Genomic DNA, 22,585 nt, shown 5'->3' with positions numbered 1-22,585 from the left:
TATGACACTATTTGAACGAGTAAAAACAATTTCCAAAAAACATGGATTTAGTAGTTTACAGACTCTATCCGAACAAGCGGGGCTATCACCCAACGTGGTCTACGGTTGGAAAACAAAAGAACCTTCTGCAAAATCACTACAAGCCGTTGCTGACGTCCTAAACGTCTCAGTCGATTACCTATTAGGTAATACAGATGATATGCACGCAAATAAAAAAACACCGACTGATGATGATTTAGAACATATGCTAGATGGTGCTGTTGCTTATGGTGGTAAACCCATGTCCGACAATGATCGTACAATTCTAAAAGGTATGCTAAGAGCTTATTTCGATAATAAAGAGGATTAATATATGTCGGAAACAAGTGAATTGTTAAAAAAGTATGGTATTACGATGTTAATAGCCCCTACTAATTTATCTGCAAAAGCATGGTATGTACCTGAAGCTAAGGTTATTTTTGTAAAAGCCGGTTTAAATGATATTGAAAGACGTGATGTCATTATTCATGAAATTAATGGACACGTAGGTAACAAACATAAAATTAGTTCTATTGAAGCTCCAACCTCTCGTATTCATAAAGAAGGCGAAGCGGATAGAGCTATGATTCATACGTTGGCAAAAAGCTTTTTAGATAGTTGTACATCTTTGCCGGTATTTGTTGATATTGCTAATTTCTTGAAAGTTAATCACTTAAATAATGATTTATACGATGTTGCTTATTCAGAATTTGAAAATTTACTTAAATAAAAAGCCGCCCGTTAAGGCGACATATATTACGTGCAGAAAGGAATCACGTTAAAAGCTTGAGGAGTATGGGCAAATGAAGTATGGGAAATATTATGTAACTGGACTAATTGTGCTATTGTTAGCCGGCGGTGGAACTGGTCTGGCGATTAATCATAACAACAGTACAAAACAAGTTGAAACACATAAAAATTTAAAATCTTCAAGTTCTAGTTCGCACAAAACCAAAAAACATAGTGCTAAAAAATCTAGTTCAAAATCTTCAAGCAAAAGTTCAAATTCTAGTAGTGAGATGTCACCATCACAACAGCAAGTAAGTTCATCATCAGTAACTAGTGATACGGCTGATTCTGGTGTTGATGATGGTCAACCAACTTCAAACACGACACTAACAGCTTTCTTAAATAAATATGGTATCACCCCTGCACAATGGTTAGTGCAAAATAAGGGAATGTCAGTTGAAGATGCGCTTTACGCAACACCAGATGAACAAGAAACATCTGGTGAATTGCAAAGTGAATGGGCATATAAACAAGGTACACATGATTCAATGGTATCAAGTAATACCGGTGATGATATGAGTCAGTCAAATGATGATGATACGAACGCATATTCTGATGACCCTGATAATTATCAAGACAGTGATAATTAATAAAAAAGCCACCCATTAAGGTGGCGGAAAGAAAATTATTATGGATGAAGAAAAAATAAATGCTCTGTACGTCACAAAAATGAATCACGATAAACCAATAATGACTATTAACAAATCTGGAGATAGAATTGCTCTCGATATTCATACTCAATTTATTAACGTTCAAAGTAAAGATATAGATATAAAAGTTAAAATTAAAGATCAAACAGGAACTGAATTGGACTCATTTAAAAAAAGTATTTCTACCCCTTTAATTAAGAACCCTATAAATGAAAGCTTAATTGGTGAGATAACAACATTTCTTATAATGGATAAAAAAGACTTAGACAACGTAAATATGTTAACTTTTGATGTTAAAATTAATAATAGTCGTACAGCCACGACTGTTCTATTTTTTAAGGAGGAGAGTCATGGCTGAATTTGACATTAACGATGGCAAGTCGTCACTATTAACAAATGCAGTAATAGTTGATAATGATGGTAAGGTTTTGGAAGATGGAGATGTAACTGTGAAAGAACATTTTATTACAGATGAAGAACTTAAAAATAGCGAACTCAGGCAACAATTTATTGTTCAAGAACTTCAGCGCTCTATGGATAAAGGCTTTTCAAGTATAGATTTACAATTAGAAAGATTTAATAGTAAAAATTCAAATATGGATACAAAATTAGACTCAATGAATACTAAATTATCTTGGCTATTTGGTATTTTAAGTAGTGTAGTGATTATTCCAATTATAATTTGGGCAACAACTCAGGCAATTGATTATATCTTTTAAAGACTAAGCTAAACAAAAACACGCACACCCTCCATGACCAAACTTTAGGTGTACGTGCATCTCAATATTAACAAGCGTTTTAGTACGCTTTTTACTTATTCAGTATAACATACTGGATTATTTGAAAGGACATTTTTATGAGTGTTTTTAAGACAAAAACAGGATGGCGTGCTGAAGTTACTACTTCTGTTAAAGATAAAAACGGTCGCTATAAAAGAAAAACAAAAAGCGGATTTAAAAGTAAAAAACAAGCCGAAACTTGGGCAGCATCTATTACCATCGATAATGGAAAATCTGCTTTACAAAAAGGAGCTATCACACCATTCAAAAAATATTTTGATGAATATAGAGAATTGTATTTTGCCAGTCGTGATTTAAAAGAATCAACCTATGTAGCTTGGGATGCAGCAGAAAAATATATTGTTGATGTTTATTTCGCTGATGCTATGCTAAGTGATATCACGCGCCAGTCATATCAAACCTATTTAAATGATTACGCTAAAAATAGAAAGCGCAGTTCTGTTACAAAAAGGAATCAAATTATTAAACAGGTTATTGTACAAGCTTTCCATGATGGCTTAATAGAATCTGACCCTACTTTTGGAACAGTTACTCCTGGTGAAAAACCTAAGCCAGATGAAGAAAAATTTATTCAGGTGGATGAATTTAATTGGCTTATTGATTTTATAGAATCAGATGAAAAACTGATAACATGGCGAACTTCGTTTATGATTTATTTAATTGCATTGTCAGGTATGCGAGCTGGTGAAGCATTAGCATTAACAAAAAAAGATATTAATTTAGTAGATCATACAATTACAATAAACAAAACGAAACAACGTGCTTCAGGTAAAAGTACAGTACCAAAAACCGAATCGTCAATTAGAACGATTGCTATGCCAAAAAGATTTTTCATAAATTATCAAAAATTTATCAGTGCAAAAAAGTCATGGAATAAACAAGAAGAATTATTTGATGGCCGTCGCTATGCTACTGTTTGTAATATTTGGCTTGAAAGAATCGAACGTGAACATAATTTTAGTAATATTGTTTCTGTACATGGCTTGCGACATTCACACGTTTCATATCTTTTAGATAAAGGAGTTGATATGACCTATGCATCAAAAAGATTAGGTCATCGAAATATTTTAATAACGCAACAAATTTATGCTCATTTGTTAATGGAAAAGCAGACAAGCGAAGAAGAAAAAACAATTAAATTTTTAGATGAAATCTAGCGTTTTGGGCTAGATTTTTTTGTGGGAATTTTGTGGGAACATTTTAAAAGTTGTGGGATTTTGTGGGAATTTTAACGAACATTACAGAACGCTAGCGTACTTTAACAAACAAATAAAAACCGCTATAATCATTGATTGAACAACGATTATAGCGGTTTAATAATATATTAATCTAGTTTAATGCCATGAATTTATCATTATTATTTAAGATGATTAACGCTGTCGCTTACGTCGTGTACTCAACAGACCAACGAAAGCTACTATGCCGATAACAACACTAGTAAGGATAATATTATCTCTTTTATCCATCACATTCGTTCGTGGTAATTTTGATTTATTGGTAGCCATTTGTTGTTGCAATCCTTGTTGATTACTCATTGTAGGATCAACAAGTGGTTGGCTAGTGACAGTTGCTGACTCGATTGTAGCGTTTGTATGATCATGTGATGGTACAAAATCATTATTTGGAACACTAACTGAATTAGCTGATGAACTATTCATACTTGAGTGATGACTTGCACCTGTTGATGTACCGCTACTATTCGCTGTGCTTGAACTTGCTGATGCACTGCTACTATCTACGGCACTTGAGCTCGTTGAATCACTACTGCTATCTACGGCACTTGAGCTCGTTGATGCACTGCTACTATCTAGAGCACTTGAACTCGTTGAATCACTACTATTATCTGCTGTGCTTGAGCTCGTTGATGCACTGCTACTATCTACAGCACTTGAACTCGTTGAATCACTACTGCTATCTACGGCACTTGAGCTCGTTGATGCACTGCTATTGTCTGCTGTGCTTGAGCTCGTTGATGCACTGCTACTATCTACAGCACTTGAACTCGTTGAATCACTACTGCTATCTACGGCACTTGAGCTCGTTGATGCACTGCTACTATCTACAGCACTTGAACTCGTTGAATCACTACTATCTGCTGTGCTTGAACTTGTTGCCCCACTGTTACCATTTGATGAATCGATATCTCCCCAGATGTATGTTTTATTCACTTGAGGATGTGCTAAATCAACTAGCACCTTTCCAGTATTATCTTCTTGCCATTGACCATTCGTTTCATTCCCTGTAATTGGGTTTACAACGCCTGCTTGTGGATTAACTAACCAAGGATCGACTAATTTTGCACTTGGTCCCAACTTTAATTTTGCGACTGATGTCCGATAGAGCATGCCACCAAAATCAGTCACATTTTGTGTATTAAAACTCGTCAAATCAAGCATAATTAAGTTTGGTGTGTCAATAAACATATTCCCCATAGTTGTCACTTGACTTGTATCAAATGACGATAAGTCAACCTGCCGAATACCAGAATTACTAAACATATCTTTCATACTCATTACACTTGCAGTATTTAATTTACTCAAATCTGAAGTTACTAACGCACTCGTATAAGCAAACATGCCATTCATATTTGTGACATTATTTGTATGCCAAGAACTCAAATCCAGATAAGTTAAACTACTATCAAATAGAAACATATTTTGCATACTATTAACATGCGATGTATCAAGATTGTGCAATCCTTGAATTTGTTTTAAATTATTGCCAAACGAAAGCAGTCCTGTACTGTCCTGTGGCGCAGTTACTGGACCAAGGAAAACAATCTTGCTTACTTGACTTTTAATTGATGCTAAATCAGTATCTGGATTGCTAAGTTGCCCACCGCCATTAACGCTTAATTCACCCGTACTTTTATTAAACGTCCAAGTAGCAGTTCCCCACACACCAGTCGTTAAATTATCGTTTGTATCTTGATCTTGTGTTTGTGTGCTATTCTGGTTGCTACCACTAGTCATACTATCAGAAAACACTAAATTAACGGTTGCTGGTTCAATCACTGTACCCACTAATAGTGATGATAATAACGCCATAACTTGTACTTTTTTACTCATCTCAATGCTCCAATTTATGAATTTTATATGAAAAATTCAGATATAAATTATGTTTCTTTTGTCAATGTTTGATTATAGTCAATAAAAAGACAATATTACTATCAACCTTTTATTTATCAAATAAAATAAGTAATAATTGCATTAAGATGCTCAATAAAAACAGTATTAGAAATACTTAAAGGATACAAAAAGATAAATATTTAAGTGTTTTTTATATTCAAAAATTCATTTCTGATAGACAATTAGCAAATTTTTTTGTTCGACATCATGATTATAAATCGTTAAATTAAAAAGACCATCAATTTTAACCACTTAACTGTGGTAAATTGATGGTCTTAAATGTATCACAAAAGGTCAAAAATTTCTTTTAAACTTTTGGATTCACTCTTTTTAAAATTAAAAACTAAATTTGTTACTGTTTTCTTCCTTAATGTACTTTGAAGTCAAACCTTCAGCTTCAAGGAACTCACGGAATGGTACCAACTCTTGTGCTTCGTACTTTTCCTTGTAGTCATTAACAACGTCTTCACTGTACAAATTAGTATCAAGCTTCAATGTTTCAACTGGAATTGGACGATCCTTAGTGATTTTTGCATCAACCACAACCACACGACCTTGGTTATAGTAGTCAACAGCTTCCTTCATCACACGATCAATGTCTTCAATACGGCTAACAGTCAAACCAACAGCACCTTGTGCTTCGGCAATCTTAGCGTAGTCAACATCAGTAAAGTCAACACCAAAGTTATAAGTATTTGTATCCTCATACTTATTCTTGATGAAACCATATTCCGTGTTTGTAAAGACAACATTGATAACTGGCAAGTTGTAACGAACGTTAGTAACAACATCAGGGTAAGTCATTGAGAAAGCACCATCACCCATCAAATTCCAAACTTGACGATCTGGGTATGTGTTCTTGGCACCAATACCACCTGGCAAACCAATTCCCATTGTTGCAAATAATGGTGACGTACGCCACATATTCTTAGGTGTCATGTGCAAATGACGAATTGACATTTGTGTGACGTTACCAACATCAGTTGAGAAGATAGCATCTTCTGCAGCATACTTGTTAATAGCATTGTAAACTTGGTAAGCTTGAAGATCACCTTCAGTCTTTTGCTCAAGTTTGTTCATGTAGTCACGCCAGTTTTGAACGTTCTTAATGTTTGCATTCCACCATGATGACTCTGAAACAGGAGAAACCTTAGCCAAGATTTCATCAATTGCTTCACCAGCATCACCAAGAATTGCAACATCGGTTTGGTGGCGCTTTCCTAGCATTGCAGGGTTGTTATCAATTTGGATGAACTTGTCAACGTTACGGAAAGTTCCCTCAACTTCTGAGAATGGGAAGTTTGTTCCGACAAACAAAACCGTATCTGCCTCAAGAACAGCTTCATTAGCTGGTTTCCAACCAACACGGAATGTTGATCCAGTCAATGCTTCAAAATCCCAGTCAAAAGTCTCAAAGTTCTTACCAGTTGTGATAATTGGTGCCTTGATCTTACGTGCCAATTCTTGTACAGCAGGTCCATGACCGATAGTACCAACACCAGCGTAGATAACTGGACGCTTTGCTTGGTTTAGCAATGAAACAGCTTCATCGATATCTGATTCATCAACAGGTGCTGACTTGTATTCTTTGTACTTTAAACCTGAAGAATACAATGGTGTTGAGTAAATTGAGTTTTCATTAATTTCTGCAAAACCAAAGTCTGCAGGTACTTCAAGAACGGCAACACCACGTTTAGCAATCGCTGTACGGATGGCATCATCAACCAAGTGAGGTAATTGCTCAGCAGTTGCGACACGGCGATTATATACAGCAATGTTTTCGTACATTGGATTTTGGTTTAATTCTTGGAATGAGTCCATGTTCAATTCACGAACTGGCTTTGATCCCAAAATGGCCAAAACTGGTACGTTATCCATTGCAGCATCGTACAAACCATTAATCAAGTGAGTTGCACCAGGGCCACCAGAACCGACAGTAACGCCTAACTTACCACCGAACTTCCATTGCATAACAGCAGCCATTGCACCAACTTCTTCATGCTTTACTTGCAAAAACTTGATGTTGTTCTCAGGATTACCCATGGCATCCATCATACCGCTCAACGTTCCAGAAGGGACACCATACATTGTGGTAACGCCCCATCCTTCCATAACCTTCAAAGCTGCTAACCCAGCTGAGATCTTCTTATCTGACATCTAACATATCTCCTATAAAATAAACGCGCTGTAAACGCTTTCTTTCCACTGCTCTTAATTGTATCGGAACAGTGTATTCATGTCAAGTACTTATATAAAGTAAATCAGTCTATTTTGGTATGATTCATCATTTCAGAAAATCAATGATCATACGACTTATCTAACCGCCAAAAATAAAAAGAATGAGATGAAAACGATCATCTCATTCTTAACAATATCCATTGCTTACTTATTAAAATATGCCTTCAATTCATCAACCTTGTCCAAACGCTCCCAAGGTAAGTCCAACTCTGGACGACCAAAGTGACCATAAGCAGCCGTTGCTTCATAACGTGGCTTACGCAAATCCAAATCTTCAATAATACCGGCTGGACGTAATTCAAACAAATCACGAATAGCTGCGACCAAGTCGTCATCAGATACCTTACCTGTACCAAACGTATTCACATTTACTGAGACTGGCGCTGCTACACCAATAGCATACGCAACTTGTATTTCAACCTTTTCAGCCAAACCAGCTGCCACAATATTCTTGGCAATGTGGCGAGTTGCATAAGCCGCACTACGATCGACCTTCGTAGCATCCTTTCCAGAGAAGGCGCCACCACCATGGCGAGCATAACCACCATACGTATCAACAATGACCTTTCGTCCGGTCATACCAGCATCCCCTTTTGGACCACCGATAACGAAACGACCTGTTGGGTTGATCAAGTAACGCGTATTCTCATCGACCATTTCAGCTGGCAAAATTGGCTTAATAATGTACTCCCGAACATCTTTGCGTAATTGTTCCAATGTGACAGATGCACGGTGTTGTGTTGATAAGACAACTGTATCAATACGAATTGGCTTATCATTTTCATCCAATTCTACTGTAACTTGTGCTTTTGCATCAGGTAATAGATAATCTAAAATACCTGCACGACGCACGTCAGCTTGTTTCTTAACTAATTTGTGTGACAGAACAACTGACAAAGGTAGATATTCATCTGTCTCGTTTGTTGCAAAACCGAACATCAAACCTTGATCCCCTGCACCAATTTGATCAAGTGGATCAACACCACCGTCTTCACGTTGTTCGATTGCTGAATCAACACCTTGTGCAATATCAGGTGACTGTTCATCCAAAGTCACACCAACATGAATGTCATCTGCCAAGAACCCAGCATCAGGATCATCATAACCAATTCGCTTTAATGTCTGACGTACAATATCATTAATGTTGACATAGGCTGTTGTTGACATCTCACCAAACACATTAACGTATCCGGTTGTCACTGATGTTTCTACCGCTGTTCGCGCCTGAGGATCTTCCTTTAAGACCGCATCCAAAATGGCATCTGAAATTTGATCAGATACTTTATCAGGATGTCCTTCTGAAACTGACTCTGACGTAAATAAACGCTTTTCTGACATAATTATCAATATCTCCTTTAAATTTCATCTAAAATTCAAAATAAATAACCCCGACTACCACACATAGGCGGCATGTCGGGGTTTAATCGATATGCGCCTATCTACTAGAAATTACCACATCACCAATAAATGGTAGTTGGTGTCAGATCATAAGGTCTAGTCCCTCCCTGACTCTCGATAGGATGTCGAGTTATTTACTTTTTAATACGGTATCTATCATACTGATTTTTTTATTTTTGTGCAAGTCGTTTTTTAAGTAATCAAAATCATATCATAACTTATTTTTTAGTATTTAATGCTAACGCTTCGCTGACATATTGCACCATAGCACTTGCCCCTGGATTATTGGCAACCTTTATTAAATAACCCAATCGACGTAACCGATGTGCAGCAGTAACTGTCTCATGATGCGCACCACGCATAACAACTAATTGAAAATCATATTGTGATTTCTGCATTTCATGGATGATTTTATCATTGTTCAGATCAGATGGATCTAACCAAATGACTGTTACACCAAGCTGTTTTAATTTTTTGGCAGCATTTTTTACTGTTTCACCCCACCAAGAAATAATTAATACTTGTTTGTCTGACTGTACATTTGTTGCGACACACTTGTTTTTAGAAATCGTTGTTTTCACCTGGACAATTGGTTCATTTAATTGTCGAATCAACATAATATGACCTGTATCAATCCGCTGTCTAGCTGAATAATAGTAATCCGAGGTAATCTCAGATAACGCCAGCCCATTTAATGAAACATGAGTCATGTTATATTGTTGACCTCGACGATCAATAAATAACCATTGATCACCGTCCTGTTCAAAATATCCTTGGATTTGATGCCATAAAACCAAATCTTCAGCGATCAATTCATTATACTTTTGTACCAAACGTAACAGAGGATGGTATTCATCAATACAATCTAAATGTAGGTCACTTGTCAATTGTCGGAGTCGTTCTGAACGACTGAGCGTTGGTTGCAATATCACCGGTGATTGTACTTGTCGTAATTGTTGCTGAACCTCCCCTAATTCATCTTGTAATTTTTTTATTTTTTCTTTGAATTGGCGATCATCAACTTTTGGACAAACGTGTTTTAGCCAAATCCGTTCATTTATTTTATGAGTTAATTGCTTGTGTTTATTTTGTGTTTGTTGGATTCTAATCTGCTCACGAATATCACTAATTGTTTGTGTCTGTTTATTTAATTTAAATTGATAATCGTCATTTTTCTTTTCTAATTGTCGATATTGTTCTTGCAATTGCTGATATTGCATATCTTTAATGTGTAGTGTCTCTCTGGCTGCATTCATGCCTGCTAACGCTTGGTCATACTGCTTTGCTAGCTGGCTTTTTGCAATCGTTAACTGGCGGATACGTTGCTTCAGTACTTGATTAGCTCGTTGATTTTTATCATGTGTTTCAAGTGGTTGCTGCACGCTCATTGGTTGACTCGATACTTTAATTAATCTGTGATAAAATTCTTCTTCTGTTATCGCTTGTGATAGTAATCTGTTTAGCTCCTGTAGAAATCGATGCACTTCATACTGTTGTCCATCTGAAAAAACAACTTGTAACTGCCTATGTCGTAAATCATTTTGATAAGTCAATGTGGTCAATTGCAGTGGCTGCTGAATTAACTTGTTATCGAGCAATGATTGCACTGGTTGTAATATTCTTTTACTGGCTTGTGTCAGTGCATTTAATTGTTGCCGAGATAAAATACTATCAACGATATAACTTTTTTTAATTAATCTTGCAAAAGGTTGTAATTCAGCAATTAATTGCTTACTTTTATCATTGATTACTGGGGTCCGTCGTTTCTTGACTTTCATTCAAATACCTTCCGTCAAATAAATATAATCAAATATTACTTTATTTTTCTTTATAAAACAATATTTTTCATGACGAAAAAATATACTAAAAATAAAAAATTAGTTTAGCCAATCTAATGATCTAGCAATTGGCGTATTAAATGCTCTCAATAGTATTGATACAAGGTTGGCACAGCATCTTGCAATCATCAGTATCAACGACAGTGCAAGTGCTGCATATACACAACCTGCCCTAACAACTTTTCACATCGATATTGATCAACTGGTTACGGCAAGTTTTGATAGGCTCGATGAAATGATTACTTTTAATCGTGATATGCAAGCCGTTACTCTCATCACACCTTCTTTGATTTACCGAGATAGTTTTCAACAATAAAATTTTAGACAAAAAACGAGTGGTAATCGCTATTAATCATGGCGATTACCACTCGTTTTATTGATATTATTTAAATTTATGCAACATTTCCCGCACGTCATTTATTTCACATTTATACTATACCAAATCTGGTTATTCGTTGTGCGACAATTGCTAATTGCTTATCTTAATACCACATCAACTCAATAAATGCTCAATAAACACTCGAATATTATCATTCAAATATTTTTGATTATCTACCTTTTGTGGGTTTTCTGTATAAACATATTTAAAGACGGAATGACCGAAGTTCATTAACATTAAGTTTTGTACTTCTATTTCAATATTGATATCAGCTTTAATTTCATTAGCTGCAATCATCTTCTGCAGTAACGTTGTCATTAAATTACTTTGCAGTATAAATAACTGATTTAATATATCTGATAACTCTGGAAATTCATAATTTTCTCTTAATACTAATTGAAAGACAGGTTGATGATTTTCAATAAAATATTGATAAATGCTGACTGCACGAGTCAAATCATGTTTCGCATCTCCTGATAACTGAAAGGTTTCTCCAACCTGAGAAACTTCTTTTGAATAGTCATCGATCAATCGTCTGAGAATACTCTCTTTATCAGAAAAATGTCGAAACAGTGTGCTCTCATTAATACCAGCTGTTGCAGCAATTTTACGCGTTGTTGAACCCCTGTACCCAAATTGATTTACCAACTTCGCAAAAGCTGTCAATATTTTTTGATCAACATCACTTGTCATAACTTCTTGTAACTCCTTTAACTCAGATCATGAAAATCAATCATCGTCTGCTTTTTTCTCAATGTGACAATAATTAAATTAATTATTATTGCGCCCAATAATATTAATATTAACATGAACATGTTGTTTGTGATGCTGTTGTTTGTGTAGAAAGTGTCAAAATCAGCACTCACAATGTAAGACATTGGTAAAATAGTATGCACAAATTTAAAGAAACCGTTCATTAAAATTGCGGGGAACATGCCACCACTAGCAACAATTTGCATCATGGTAATCAAAATGTTCAATGTTACGCCCAATTGTCCAAGTAGTAAGTACATCATTGCTGTGATATTAAAGGCTGCCCAGACAAACAACCAATGACTAACAAACATTGGCAGGAACATCGTACCATCAAAGCCAATATAACTCATTAGAATCAATGAATTAACCAAACTACTAATTGCTGAAATGATAATATATGTGATTTCTAAATCAGCAAATGCATGAAATCGTCCTATCTGACCAGCAAACTTAGCATATGTGCCATAGAGGACTAATGATGCAATCATCGTTCCCAGATACAATGCTAATGCAAAGAAGAATGGGGCCATAGCATAATTCAATCCTTCGTGAAGTGCATTTTCACGGTGTAATTTCACTTGAACGCTGTTTGATAGATTGGTTGCTTGCTTTTTGGCAGAGGCAATAATTGTTTGTTTTTGTTGATTAGCTTGTTGTGTTGCTTGCTTTTTTTGATCAGTTATTTGTTGATTTAATTGATCAGTTAACGTTTGTTGTTGTGCTGCTGGCGCACTCGCAATTTTTTGTTGTGCTTGTTTTAGCTTGTCTGCTGATGCTGCTTTTTTCTTTTGCACGTCTTGTTGCAACTCACCGAGTTGTGGTTTAGCAAAAGCGAAAGTTGCTTTTTGCATCGTGATATTTTGTGTAACTGTCTGGCCTATTTTTTGAGCAGCTAATTTAACAGATGAGTTCACTAAACTAGGATTAGCATCATTCGTGTACATCTCTAAATTCGTTTTATGATTTGCTTTTACATCTGCCGAAAAATTCTTTGGAATTGCAATGACGAAATAACTCTTACGATTATCGAGTTCTTTTTTTGCTGTGTTTAAATTGCTAGTCTGTTTCACATCATGAAATGGTAATTTCTGCTTTAATTGCGTTGCCAAATGTTTACTCTTAGGATCTTGATTGACCAGCGTGACTGGTAATCGATCAATATGATTGGGGACAGCATGATAACCTGTAAAATAAATTGTAAAAATTAAAATACCGAATAATAAGGTAACCAGTGTAGCCAATTTTGGACCTTTACTGCTTAAAAATTCTTTGATTCGCATGTCTTCATACTCCTCTTTCTTTTATTTCCACTGATAATAATAACAGAATAAAATAATAAAGCAAGTGCTTGCTTGCAAAAAATAAAAAATAAAAATTCGTCTAAAGCTTATCGTTGCTTCAAACGAATTCCTGTCTCTAATGACCTCTTTATTTCACTATTTCACAGTTTTTGTGCCACCCGCATCACCATTAACGCCTTCTTCGATACCTGGATTATACCAATCAACATGTGCATTAGTTTTTTGTTTCGTTAAATCAAAATACGACACAATTCGACTGGGCGCCTTTGACCACGTGTAATCTTTTTTCAAGTAACCAGTCGTAATAATTCGATATGAGGTACTTGGAAATAGACACGTAATAATTGTCACTTGTGCCTGTTGCGTGGGATCAAGGACATTGACATCATCAGCCTTAACTAGTCGCTGTTGCTTAATACGATATTCATAAATACCGTCATTATTAGCCAAATAAACCGCCTTATGATTCAACCAATTGTTTGTTTGTCGTTGCCCATCTACCAAGTATGGCGCATCATTTTTATAATTCTGCTGCAAACCACTAAAGCCAGTTAATCCATCATCAAAATTGTGACTCGCTAAGCCATAGTTACCTTGTCCCATTACAGGCACTTGCTTCCCCGTCGGATCAACATTATTACGATTTGCATAATTTGCACCTGCTTGGAGTCCCTTTTCTGAATAGGCATCATTGAAAATCGGTTCAAGAATACCCACAGTTGGTATGCTGACAAAGCCCTGTTTTTTCAAACCAGGTTGCGTTTCACGCATTAATCGTTGTCTAATTTTATTCCGCTCTTGCAATCGAATTTTCTGATGACGATCAACTGTCACTTTATGCGTTCGAATTGTTTGAATTGTTTTATTATGAATATCAAACCAATTTTGCTGATAACAAATGTAACCAACACTACATAAAATAATAACTGTCAAAATGGTTTGAAAAAATCTTTTTGCTAATTTCATTTTTGATGAACTTTCTGTCTATGCCAATTAAATTTCAGCACTCAAATTCGTTTGAAAAATTTATTACTAATAAATAGTATAACAAAAGACTACTATATTTATGAAGAAATCAATCATCTAATACTACTAACTTAACTTCCAACATATTAGAATTAAGAAAAAAATAAAAAGACACCTATAAAATGTTGTTATCTAAAAAAGAAAACAAGGTATTTATTGATGTCCATAAGTGGTTTTATCATAAATCCAGTTGACTAACAAATAAGATAAAATTTTCCCAATGTTAACTTTATAATACGTTGTAATGTCCATTTTGTTTTAAAAAATAGGACATGCACTCACCATATACATCAAACCATCGATGATAAAAACTTTTTCAAAGCATCCTGCCAAGTAGGAATTTCAAAACCTGTTGATTTAGCCTTTTCCAAACTCATTACAGCATGTTTAGGTCTATAGGCTTTTTGTGGAAACTCCGCACTGGTTACTGGCATAACTTTTACTGATGTTGTTTTTAAAATTTCCTGTGCAAATTCATACCAAGTAGCTGTATCATCATTAGATAAATGATAAATACCATATTCTGATCTTGTTTTAATTAGATGCAACATAAATTCTGCTAATGTTCTTGTCCAAGTAGGTCGTCCCATTTGATCGTTAACCACTGTTAATTTAGAATGATTTTGAGCAAGCCGTTGCATTGTATACACAAAATTATTGCCAAATTCACCAAATACCCAACTCGTTCTAACAAGGTAGGCATCGGCTCCACTTTCACTAACAGCTAATTCACCAGCTAACTTTGCGCGTCCATAAGCATTTTTAGGATTAACTGGATCATCCTCTTTGTATTCTTCCAAATTCATGCCATCAAAAACGTAGTCTGTTGATATAGCAACCAATTTCGCACTATATTTTTTCACTGCATCAGCAATATTTTTTGTACCCTCAACATTTACTTGCCAATTTTGAGAACGCCCTTCATCTTCGGCTAAATCAACTTTTGTATAAGCAGCAGCATGTAGCACAACATCTGGTTTCTCGTGTTCAAATACTGACATCACATGCTCTCGGTCGGTAATATCCAATTGGTGTGAATCAAAGGCCACAAAATCCAATTGACGTTCCAACAACAATTTTTGCAATTCTTGACCAAGTTGCCCATTAGCACCTGTAATTAAGTACTTCATAATTCCTCCAAAAGTAGTTTATGCACCTTCAATATTATTGATTATTCTGTGCATACTCAGCCTCAACAGCTGCCTTTTCAGCTTCCCACCATGATTGATGATCTTCATACCATTTAATGGTATCCTTCAAACCAGTTGCAAAATCGGTATATTTTGGTTGCCAACCCAGTTCTTCACGAATCTTTGTAGCATCGATCGCATAACGTAAATCATGCCCTGAACGATCTTGCACAAAGTCAAAATCATTTTCATCTTTACCCATATCTTTTAAGATTGTGCGTAATACTGTGATATTATCTTTTTCACCATCTGCGCCAACTAAGTAAGTTTCACCAATCTTGCCCTTCGTTAGAATGGCCCATACAGCAGTTGCATGATCATATGTATGAATCCAATCACGAACATTTTTACCAGAACCGTATAATTTTGGTTTGATACCAGAAATAATATTCGTCACCTGACGAGGAATGAACTTCTCAATATGTTGATAAGGTCCATAATTATTAGACGTATTTGAAATGGTCGCCTTCAAACCAAAAGAACGCACCCAGGCACGTACTAATAGGTCTGAACTAGCTTTCGATGATGAGTAGGGACTTGATGGTCGATATTGAGATTCAGGCGTGAATTTTTCACCCTTTCCTTCACCATGACCAGGTAAATCCTCACGTAATGGTAAATCGCCATAAACTTCATCTGTAGAAACATGATGGAAACGCTTATTATATTTACGAGCTGCTTCAATTAGTGTGTAAGTTCCCATAATGTTAGTTTGAATAAATGGTGAAGGATCTTTTAATGAATTATCATTATGACTTTCAGCAGCATAGTGAATCACTGCATCAGTTTCTGAAACTAATTTATCAACTAATGGTGCATCTACAATATCACCAACCACTAGTTTCACACGGTCTTCAGGTAATCCAGCTAAATTTGCTTTATTACCCGCATAAGTCAACTTATCAAGAACCGTGACAGTAACTTCAGGATGTTCGTCAACAAGATAACGCACAAAATTTGCGCCAATAAAGCCAGCACCACCGGTTACCAATATATTTTTATATTCCGTCATGAATTGAGCTCCTATTTCAATTGATCTCGCTTTAATGGTTCAACATCTTTTAATAATGGATGCTGTTTATCAGCTTCACTCACTTCTGCATGATTAAGATCATCCCATTTGATTCCCAATGTCGAATCAGCATAATTCACAAAAGCGTACTTTGGCTTTAGCTCTAAGGCCCAATAATCATTAACTAAATAAGTATACGAAACTGTTTCACTTAATACCTGAAAACCATTGGCCACACCACGAGGCACATAAATCCCTTTGCTAGCATCAATAACCGTTTGATAAACATGCCCAAACGAATCGCCTTCACGTAAATCCACCCATGCACCAAGGACTTGGCCGTTATCAGCTACTGAAATGTACTTATCCCAAGGCTCTGCATGTAAACCACGTAACACTCCCTTACGTGATAATGACACATTGTTTTGTAGTTTGTTCTCTTTGAAGAACTCTTTTGGAAAACCTAAAGGCAACATTTTTTCTTTTTGAAAATTTTCTTTAAACCAACCACGATTATCACCGTGAACAGGAATATCAAATTCTATCATCCCTGGAATTACAGTGATTGAACGAGCAGCTAATTTCTTTTCAAAAAAATTTTTATCCATACTATTTTTTCAACTTTCTTCTGCAACTATTCTCAGTAAATATTGTCCATAATCATTTTTCTTTAATGGTTCTGCCAAGGCTTCTAATTGTTTAATATCAATATATCCCATGCGATAAGCAACTTCTTCCAATGACGCTACTTTCAAATTTTGTTGCTTTTGAATAGCAGCAATAAACGATGAAGCCTCCAATAATGAATCATGTGTCCCCGTGTCAAGCCAAGCGTACCCACGTCCCATTACTTGTACATCTAAGTCTCCACGATCAAGGTAGGCTTGATTGATATCCGAAATTTCTATTTCACCACGAGCTGAAGGTTTTATACTTGCAGCTATTTTTATGACATCATTATCATAAAAATAGAGCCCTGTAACAGCAAAATCAGATTTTGGTTTTACTGGTTTTTCAACAATTGATAATGCTTTACCATCATCATCAAACTCTACAACACCAAAACGTTCTGGATCTTTTACTTGATAACCAAATATTGTTGCCCCTGTTGTTTTAGTAGCAACTTTTTGTAATTTTTGGGACAAACCAGCACCATAAAAAATATTGTCACCCAACACCAACGCAACAGTATCCTCACCTATAAAATCAGCACCTATAATAAACGCATCTGCCAAACCACGCGGTTCTCTTTGCACAGCATATTTAATATGTAATCCCAATTCTTGTCCATTACCAAATAAGTTTTTAAATTGTTTAATATATGTAGGTGTTGAAATTAACAATATATCTTTAATACCTGCTAACATTAAAACCGACATTGGATAATAAATCATTGGCTTATCATAAACTGGTACTAATTGTTTACTCGTGGCTTTTGTAATTGGATACAGGCGAGAACCTGATCCCCCAGCTAAAATAATTCCTTTCATGATAAACTCCTATTGTCATATTACACACATATAAAAATTTCTTTTTAAAATTCTATGTAGATATTTCATTCATTCTTATAAATATCTCTTGTATATACTTTATCTTTTGAATTTTCTAAATCTTTCGAAATTCTGTTGGCTAATATTATATCTGATTTCTGCTTAAATTCCTTTAAATCATTGACAACAATTGCTCCCTTGAAAATTTTTGCTGCTAGCTTTGGCTCATAAACAATCATTGTAATCCCAGCTTTGTTAATTCGATTCATTATTCCCTGAATTGCCGAATATCTAAAATTATCAGAATTTGCTTTCATAGTTAATCTATAAATTCCAATAACTTTTGGATTTTTCCTCAATATTTGTCTCGTAATAAAATCTTTACGAGTAATATTACTATCAACAATAGCCTTAATTAAATTATTAGGGACTTCTTTATAATTTGCCAACAATTGCTTTGTATCCTTAGGAAGACAGTATCCACCATAACCAAAGGACGGGTTGTTATACCCCTTACCGATGCGCGGATCAGCAGCGATAGCATCGATAATATTTTTACTACTCATTTTGTTAACTTCAGCATACGAATCTAATTCATTAAAGAAAGAAACACGCATGGCTAAATAAGTGTTAGAAAATAATTTTACAGCTTCTGCTTCCGTACTTGTTAAATAAAATTCTGGTATATCTTTCTTAATAGCTGCTTCACGTAATAACTTTACAAGAGTTTTTCCATTTTTAGTTTTATCACCTACCACAATTCTTGATGGATATAAATTATCGTATAATGCCTTACCCTCTCTCAAAAATTCTGGTGAAAATATAATACGATCTGTATTAAATTTTTTTTTCATCAACTCAGTAAATTCGACAGGTATCGTTGACTTAATAATAATTAACGCATTATTATTAAGCTTCAAAACTTCTTCAATAACTGCTTCAACACTAGATGTATCAAAATAATTTGTGTCTTCATCATAATTTGTAGGTGTAGCAATAATAACCATATCTGCATTGCTATATGCAAAATTTGAATTTAACGTAGCAGTTAAGTCTAACTCTTTATTTCTTAAAAAGTTGGAAATTTCTTCATCAACGATTGGTGAAATTTTATTATTAATTAAGTCAACTTTTTCTTTTATAATGTCTTTAGCAATTACTTTATTATTTTGAGCTAACAATGCTGCTAACGATAATCCGACATAACCTGTACCGGCAATTGTAATAATCATTTTAAACTCCTTATTAAATACTAATGCCAATTTTCAAAGAAAACACGTAATGACTTCCGTATCAGTTTATTTTTTGCCTTATTTTTTACTGTACCACTCCCATCTTCATGATGTTTTATAGTCCAATTAGTATCGTATATCATCGATATATTTTTACTTTTTGCTAATTCTGCAATATGATCTTCTTCAGCATATAAAAACATTTTCTCATCAAACATCGGTATCATTTTTTCCAACGTTTCTTTTTTCATGCCATAAAAAGAACCATGTAATGCATAAACAGGGGTCTTTCGTACATTCTTGTTTGAAAACATAACTTGAATTTTATTAAAAATTTTATTATTTATCAGGTATAAATAGTACCAAAAGCTAACACCAGAATATACATATTTTTTCAATAATCTAAATCCAATTTTTTCTTTCTTATAATAATATGGATTTTGATTTTTACCTGAGTCCGTTATGACTTTTGGGCCTACAATCTCATTGTCTCCAATTTCATTAAGACTGATATCTTTAATTTCAACATCAGGATTAGAAATAAATAGATAGTCATAATCAAATCGCTGTGAAAAATTTATTCCTGCATTATTTCCTGCGCCATAACCCTTATTAGGGACTTCAATAAAGTCTGCCCCAATATTGTAAGAAACTTTTCGACCTTCTGCTGTTAACTTCTTATTTTTAAAACTATCTACAACAACAATTTTATAATTACTAGTCATAAATGGAATCGAAGCATTGAAACGTTTTAAATCTGCATAATTACCATAAACTAAAACCACAAATATAATTTTTTTATTATCCATTCTCTTCTCTAATCTTTCTATTAACCATAAGATTCCAAAAAATAACACTAAATAACGCTAATATAGAATCAGAAATAACAAAAGACCACGCTACAAAGATAATACTATCTGAAAAAAACATTATCAGCAGCATTATAAAAAATGAAACACATAAACTAATTGTATTAACAGGTCTAACCGAAATTGCATCAATTGGATTACGTAAAAGCAAGAATTGTGCTCTTGGAATCAAAGTCACCAGCAAAATCTTTGCTATATTTAATTGCTTAGTATATTCATTTGAGTATAATAACTGCATTATTTGCTTCGAAAAAATAGTACCGAAAAATACAACAATAAGTGAGAACAGTAAATATAGAATAGATAAATAGTCAACTTGCTTTCTTACTTGAATCATTTTTTTCTCCATTAGCGCTTTACTAACTTTGGGTAACAAGACAATACCAACATAACTGAATAAAGGTAAAAATGCTTGTAAAATTCCTGTAGATGCTGCGAAAAAGCCTGTAGAAAGCTGCCCGAATTTTTGATGTATTATCATTAATGGCATCAAATAATAAGAAAACTGTACGATTTCTCCTGGAATTCTAGGGACACCATAAATCAATAATTCTTTTAACTTATTAAATAAATTATTAATTTTAAAAGTTTTAAATTTTGAATTTAATTGAGTAAACATAAACATAAATATTATACTTAATAATATGTTTGACAATCCCCAACTTAATAGTATAGATGCAATACCATTATTCCTAAAAATGTATACAATCATAATATTTATAAATTGCGTTAATAACTGTATAAGCGTATAAGTATAAAACTGTTCTCTACCACGATATGCAGAAAAAATAAATGTGTTCACTGCTATCCCAATAGAATAAATTAATAATGGTATGACATAATTTGAAAAATTAATATTCCCAAAAATATAAATTGAAACTATTTTTTGATTAAAATATATTAAAGTTGATAAACAAGCAATCATTGTCAATAATATATACATTCCAAGTTGATAATATTCATAAGCTTTTTTAGGATTACTTTTAAAATATAATGAATAATATCTTGGAATACTAATACCCAATTCTAAAAGTATGATAAAACCAATAAGGGTTGCAGACCTCTTAGCAATATTAAATATTCCAAACTCATTTACACCAACAAAAATAGCTAACAACTTATTTATTAAAAAATTGGATAATAAAACAAAAATTTGTCCTAAAAATGTAATAATGATATCTTTTAAAAAATGACTATCTTTTATTTTGTTCACTTGGTGACCTCACTATAATTAAATAAGGGAAAAATAAAACGATTGCTAAGATATAGCTCATATAACTCCATGGACTAATGATAAAACTATAAAAAATAAAGAAATAACCATTTAATAAAATGAATGATGATAAGTATATGTTGCTTCTTTTGATTAAAGAATAATATGAAAATACTACAATTCCCATTCCAAGTGAAAAAATTAAAAATGAACCTAATACACCAAAATCTTCAATTAGCCCTCTAAACGCTGTATAAATGTTTGCTGCAAATCCATCAATCATAATATAGTCAGAATATACACCTTGAATTCTTTTTGAGATATCTAAAAAATTAAAAATACCTATAAAAGTATTTTCTCCTAATCCATAATTAATGGTTCCTTGATAATTTCCTAACCAATAATCAAATGTTGAAATAGATCCAAACGCATATATTAAAAATTTATGTAATACGATTTGAATATTTTGTAACGTTATTGACCCTATTCTAAATAACATCGTTAAAATCAAGCCTGAAAGCGTTCCAAAAATAACCATCCCCCATTTAATTAAGCTACTAAATTTTACATGTACATCCCTACCTAGATAAACATTTGCAATCATCATTGCAGATAAAAAAAAGAAAAGACTACTTAATAATTCATTTTTTGTATTTTGAATTAAAATATTAGAAATCGCAGGTAAGAGACTTATCAATCCCAAAAATTTACTTTTTCTTTGTTTTACAGATGCAAAATGATAACCACCAATTATAGGAGATAAATACTCAAATATCATGAAAAACTGCATTATATTGTTTGTCTTATGAAACCCACTATACCTATTAACTGCCATTTGATTATTCATTTCTAAAAAGGCCTCAAAATCAAAAAGATCACTTATCGAAAATCCATTTAATCGAATATTTAAAACAGGCACCATCATTCCTAAGAAAATAACACAAAGTAAAATAAAACCACTTTTATGACTATTAAACTCTATATAATCATTTTTATTTATATTTTCATCTAATAAATTTCCAACAAATAAATTCAGTATGAAACTAACTAAACAGAGCAATGTTACATACATTATTCCGACATAATTATAATTAAATTGAATAAATATTAAACTAAAAAGCAAAAAACTCAACCATATATTTGAAAATATAAAAGAGGGTTCCATAAAGCTACTATGCAAAATTTTTCTATTAATAATAATGCTTGTGAAAAGTATTAATAAAATACAAAACGCTATAAAAAAACGCATTAATATTTT

Annotated in this window: 21 protein-coding genes, 1 pseudogene and 1 riboswitch; of the genes and pseudogenes, 7 read left to right on the top strand and 15 right to left on the bottom strand. The window is 33.7% G+C overall.

The genetic code is table 11. The annotated features are described in order from the left end of the window. Window position 1 precedes the first annotated feature (1 nt). The 6 genes from AC3B5D_RS09560 to AC3B5D_RS09535 all read left to right on the top strand — a co-directional run bounded on the left by AC3B5D_RS09560 (window position 2) and on the right by AC3B5D_RS09535 (window position 3,414). Window positions 2-349: a helix-turn-helix domain-containing protein gene (locus AC3B5D_RS09560; protein ID WP_489840268.1), complete on the top strand. Its 348-nt coding sequence runs from the start codon at window positions 2-4 to the stop codon at window positions 347-349. Window positions 350-352: 3 nt separating this feature from the next. Then, the gene (locus AC3B5D_RS09555) at window positions 353-748 is read left to right on the top strand and encodes a hypothetical protein (RefSeq protein WP_489840269.1); all 396 of its coding nucleotides are present in this window, start codon (window positions 353-355) and stop codon (window positions 746-748) included. 73 nt (window positions 749-821) lie between these two features. Further along, entirely contained in the window at window positions 822-1,397 is a 576-nt protein-coding gene (locus AC3B5D_RS09550; RefSeq protein WP_489840270.1) for a hypothetical protein, read from the top strand. 40 nt (window positions 1,398-1,437) lie between these two features. Further along, window positions 1,438-1,815, top strand: coding sequence for a hypothetical protein (locus tag AC3B5D_RS09545; RefSeq protein WP_489840271.1), 378 nt, complete (start codon window positions 1,438-1,440; stop codon window positions 1,813-1,815). After that, the gene (locus tag AC3B5D_RS09540; RefSeq protein ID WP_489840272.1) at window positions 1,808-2,176 is read left to right on the top strand and encodes a hypothetical protein; all 369 of its coding nucleotides are present in this window, start codon (window positions 1,808-1,810) and stop codon (window positions 2,174-2,176) included. The genes AC3B5D_RS09545 and AC3B5D_RS09540 overlap by 8 nt, the downstream gene beginning before the upstream one ends. A 137-nt stretch (window positions 2,177-2,313) precedes the next feature. Continuing rightward, window positions 2,314-3,414, top strand: a complete 1,101-nt coding sequence (locus AC3B5D_RS09535; protein ID WP_489840273.1) for a site-specific integrase — start codon at window positions 2,314-2,316, stop codon at window positions 3,412-3,414. A 213-nt stretch (window positions 3,415-3,627) separates the two neighbouring features. Here the strand turns inward: AC3B5D_RS09535 and AC3B5D_RS09530 are convergent, their stop codons facing one another. The 4 genes from AC3B5D_RS09530 to AC3B5D_RS09515 all read right to left on the bottom strand — a co-directional run bounded on the left by AC3B5D_RS09530 (window position 3,628) and on the right by AC3B5D_RS09515 (window position 10,799). Next, window positions 3,628-5,325 (bottom strand): BspA family leucine-rich repeat surface protein, encoded by a 1,698-nt coding sequence (locus tag AC3B5D_RS09530; RefSeq protein WP_489840274.1) that lies wholly within the window; start codon window positions 5,323-5,325, stop codon window positions 3,628-3,630. 396 nt (window positions 5,326-5,721) lie between these two features. Continuing rightward, complete coding sequence (spxB, locus tag AC3B5D_RS09525) at window positions 5,722-7,542, bottom strand: pyruvate oxidase (RefSeq protein ID WP_489840275.1); 1,821 nt, start codon at window positions 7,540-7,542, stop codon at window positions 5,722-5,724. A 225-nt stretch (window positions 7,543-7,767) separates the two neighbouring features. Then, on the bottom strand, window positions 7,768-8,961 hold the full coding sequence (metK, locus tag AC3B5D_RS09520) for a methionine adenosyltransferase (protein ID WP_489840276.1): 1,194 nt from the start codon (window positions 8,959-8,961) through the stop codon (window positions 7,768-7,770). A gap of 94 nt (window positions 8,962-9,055) precedes the next feature. Beyond that, window positions 9,056-9,145, bottom strand: a riboswitch (SAM riboswitch). 94 nt (window positions 9,146-9,239) lie between these two features. Then, complete coding sequence (locus tag AC3B5D_RS09515) at window positions 9,240-10,799, bottom strand: hypothetical protein (protein ID WP_489840277.1); 1,560 nt, start codon at window positions 10,797-10,799, stop codon at window positions 9,240-9,242. Window positions 10,800-10,920: 121 nt separating this feature from the next. Here AC3B5D_RS09515 and AC3B5D_RS09510 point away from each other — a divergent pair. Then, window positions 10,921-11,175: pseudogene (locus tag AC3B5D_RS09510) on the top strand (substrate-binding domain-containing protein); the annotation flags it as partial. Between the two features lie 177 nt (window positions 11,176-11,352). Here AC3B5D_RS09510 and AC3B5D_RS09505 read toward each other — a convergent pair. The 11 genes from AC3B5D_RS09505 to AC3B5D_RS09455 form a co-directional block, all read right to left on the bottom strand. Continuing rightward, complete coding sequence (locus tag AC3B5D_RS09505; RefSeq protein WP_489840278.1) at window positions 11,353-11,931, bottom strand: TetR/AcrR family transcriptional regulator; 579 nt, start codon at window positions 11,929-11,931, stop codon at window positions 11,353-11,355. Between the two features lie 17 nt (window positions 11,932-11,948). Continuing rightward, on the bottom strand, window positions 11,949-13,274 hold the full coding sequence (locus AC3B5D_RS09500; RefSeq protein WP_489840279.1) for a YhgE/Pip domain-containing protein: 1,326 nt from the start codon (window positions 13,272-13,274) through the stop codon (window positions 11,949-11,951). A gap of 156 nt (window positions 13,275-13,430) precedes the next feature. Then, window positions 13,431-14,261 (bottom strand): class A sortase, encoded by an 831-nt coding sequence (locus tag AC3B5D_RS09495; RefSeq protein ID WP_489840280.1) that lies wholly within the window; start codon window positions 14,259-14,261, stop codon window positions 13,431-13,433. A 350-nt stretch (window positions 14,262-14,611) separates the two neighbouring features. Further along, window positions 14,612-15,451: a dTDP-4-dehydrorhamnose reductase gene (gene rfbD, locus AC3B5D_RS09490; RefSeq protein ID WP_489840281.1), complete on the bottom strand. Its 840-nt coding sequence runs from the start codon at window positions 15,449-15,451 to the stop codon at window positions 14,612-14,614. 34 nt (window positions 15,452-15,485) lie between these two features. Continuing rightward, on the bottom strand, window positions 15,486-16,523 hold the full coding sequence (gene rfbB, locus AC3B5D_RS09485) for a dTDP-glucose 4,6-dehydratase (protein ID WP_489840282.1): 1,038 nt from the start codon (window positions 16,521-16,523) through the stop codon (window positions 15,486-15,488). 11 nt (window positions 16,524-16,534) lie between these two features. Then, entirely contained in the window at window positions 16,535-17,131 is a 597-nt protein-coding gene (locus tag AC3B5D_RS09480; protein WP_489840283.1) for a dTDP-4-dehydrorhamnose 3,5-epimerase family protein, read from the bottom strand. Window positions 17,132-17,140: 9 nt separating this feature from the next. Further along, a complete protein-coding gene (rfbA, locus tag AC3B5D_RS09475) occupies window positions 17,141-18,013 on the bottom strand; it encodes a glucose-1-phosphate thymidylyltransferase RfbA (protein WP_489840284.1) in 873 nt (290 codons plus the stop codon). Window positions 18,014-18,078: 65 nt separating this feature from the next. After that, window positions 18,079-19,245, bottom strand: coding sequence for a nucleotide sugar dehydrogenase (locus AC3B5D_RS09470; RefSeq protein WP_489840285.1), 1,167 nt, complete (start codon window positions 19,243-19,245; stop codon window positions 18,079-18,081). A gap of 20 nt (window positions 19,246-19,265) precedes the next feature. Next, window positions 19,266-20,054, bottom strand: coding sequence for a glycosyltransferase family protein (locus AC3B5D_RS09465; RefSeq protein WP_489840286.1), 789 nt, complete (start codon window positions 20,052-20,054; stop codon window positions 19,266-19,268). Continuing rightward, the gene (locus AC3B5D_RS09460) at window positions 20,047-21,327 is read right to left on the bottom strand and encodes a lipopolysaccharide biosynthesis protein (RefSeq protein ID WP_489840287.1); all 1,281 of its coding nucleotides are present in this window, start codon (window positions 21,325-21,327) and stop codon (window positions 20,047-20,049) included. Before AC3B5D_RS09460 ends, AC3B5D_RS09465 begins: the two co-directional genes overlap by 8 nt. Next, window positions 21,308-22,576 carry an O-antigen polymerase gene (locus tag AC3B5D_RS09455; RefSeq protein ID WP_489840288.1) on the bottom strand — a complete coding sequence of 423 codons (1,269 nt, stop codon included), beginning with the start codon at window positions 22,574-22,576 and terminating at the stop codon, window positions 21,308-21,310. The genes AC3B5D_RS09460 and AC3B5D_RS09455 overlap by 20 nt, the downstream gene beginning before the upstream one ends. Between the last annotated feature and the right edge of the window lie 9 nt (window positions 22,577-22,585).

Source organism: Weissella sp. ESL1177, assembly GCF_058107185.1.
This window is presented reverse-complemented; position numbering and strand designations above follow the sequence as displayed.

Bases quoted from the DNA above. Each gene is read 5' to 3' on its own strand.
- AC3B5D_RS09555 (WP_489840269.1), top strand. From the start codon at position 353: ATGTCGGAAACAAGTGAATTGTTAAAAAAGTATGGTATTACGATGTTA.
- AC3B5D_RS09480 (WP_489840283.1), bottom strand. From the start codon at position 17,131: ATGGATAAAAATTTTTTTGAAAAGAAATTAGCTGCTCGTTCAATCACT.
- rfbB (WP_489840282.1), bottom strand. From the start codon at position 16,523: ATGACGGAATATAAAAATATATTGGTAACCGGTGGTGCTGGCTTTATT.
- AC3B5D_RS09495 (WP_489840280.1), bottom strand. From the start codon at position 14,261: ATGAAATTAGCAAAAAGATTTTTTCAAACCATTTTGACAGTTATTATT.
- AC3B5D_RS09545 (WP_489840271.1), top strand. From the start codon at position 1,438: ATGGATGAAGAAAAAATAAATGCTCTGTACGTCACAAAAATGAATCAC.
- AC3B5D_RS09540 (WP_489840272.1), top strand. From the start codon at position 1,808: ATGGCTGAATTTGACATTAACGATGGCAAGTCGTCACTATTAACAAAT.
- AC3B5D_RS09455 (WP_489840288.1), bottom strand. From the start codon at position 22,576: ATGCGTTTTTTTATAGCGTTTTGTATTTTATTAATACTTTTCACAAGC.
- AC3B5D_RS09505 (WP_489840278.1), bottom strand. From the start codon at position 11,931: ATGACAAGTGATGTTGATCAAAAAATATTGACAGCTTTTGCGAAGTTG.
- rfbA (WP_489840284.1), bottom strand. From the start codon at position 18,013: ATGAAAGGAATTATTTTAGCTGGGGGATCAGGTTCTCGCCTGTATCCA.
- AC3B5D_RS09500 (WP_489840279.1), bottom strand. From the start codon at position 13,274: ATGCGAATCAAAGAATTTTTAAGCAGTAAAGGTCCAAAATTGGCTACA.
- spxB (WP_489840275.1), bottom strand. From the start codon at position 7,542: ATGTCAGATAAGAAGATCTCAGCTGGGTTAGCAGCTTTGAAGGTTATG.
- AC3B5D_RS09515 (WP_489840277.1), bottom strand. From the start codon at position 10,799: ATGAAAGTCAAGAAACGACGGACCCCAGTAATCAATGATAAAAGTAAG.
- AC3B5D_RS09535 (WP_489840273.1), top strand. From the start codon at position 2,314: ATGAGTGTTTTTAAGACAAAAACAGGATGGCGTGCTGAAGTTACTACT.
- rfbD (WP_489840281.1), bottom strand. From the start codon at position 15,451: ATGAAGTACTTAATTACAGGTGCTAATGGGCAACTTGGTCAAGAATTG.
- AC3B5D_RS09560 (WP_489840268.1), top strand. From the start codon at position 2: ATGACACTATTTGAACGAGTAAAAACAATTTCCAAAAAACATGGATTT.
- AC3B5D_RS09465 (WP_489840286.1), bottom strand. From the start codon at position 20,054: ATGGATAATAAAAAAATTATATTTGTGGTTTTAGTTTATGGTAATTAT.
- AC3B5D_RS09550 (WP_489840270.1), top strand. From the start codon at position 822: ATGAAGTATGGGAAATATTATGTAACTGGACTAATTGTGCTATTGTTA.
- AC3B5D_RS09470 (WP_489840285.1), bottom strand. From the start codon at position 19,245: ATGATTATTACAATTGCCGGTACAGGTTATGTCGGATTATCGTTAGCA.
- metK (WP_489840276.1), bottom strand. From the start codon at position 8,961: ATGTCAGAAAAGCGTTTATTTACGTCAGAGTCAGTTTCAGAAGGACAT.
- AC3B5D_RS09530 (WP_489840274.1), bottom strand. From the start codon at position 5,325: ATGAGTAAAAAAGTACAAGTTATGGCGTTATTATCATCACTATTAGTG.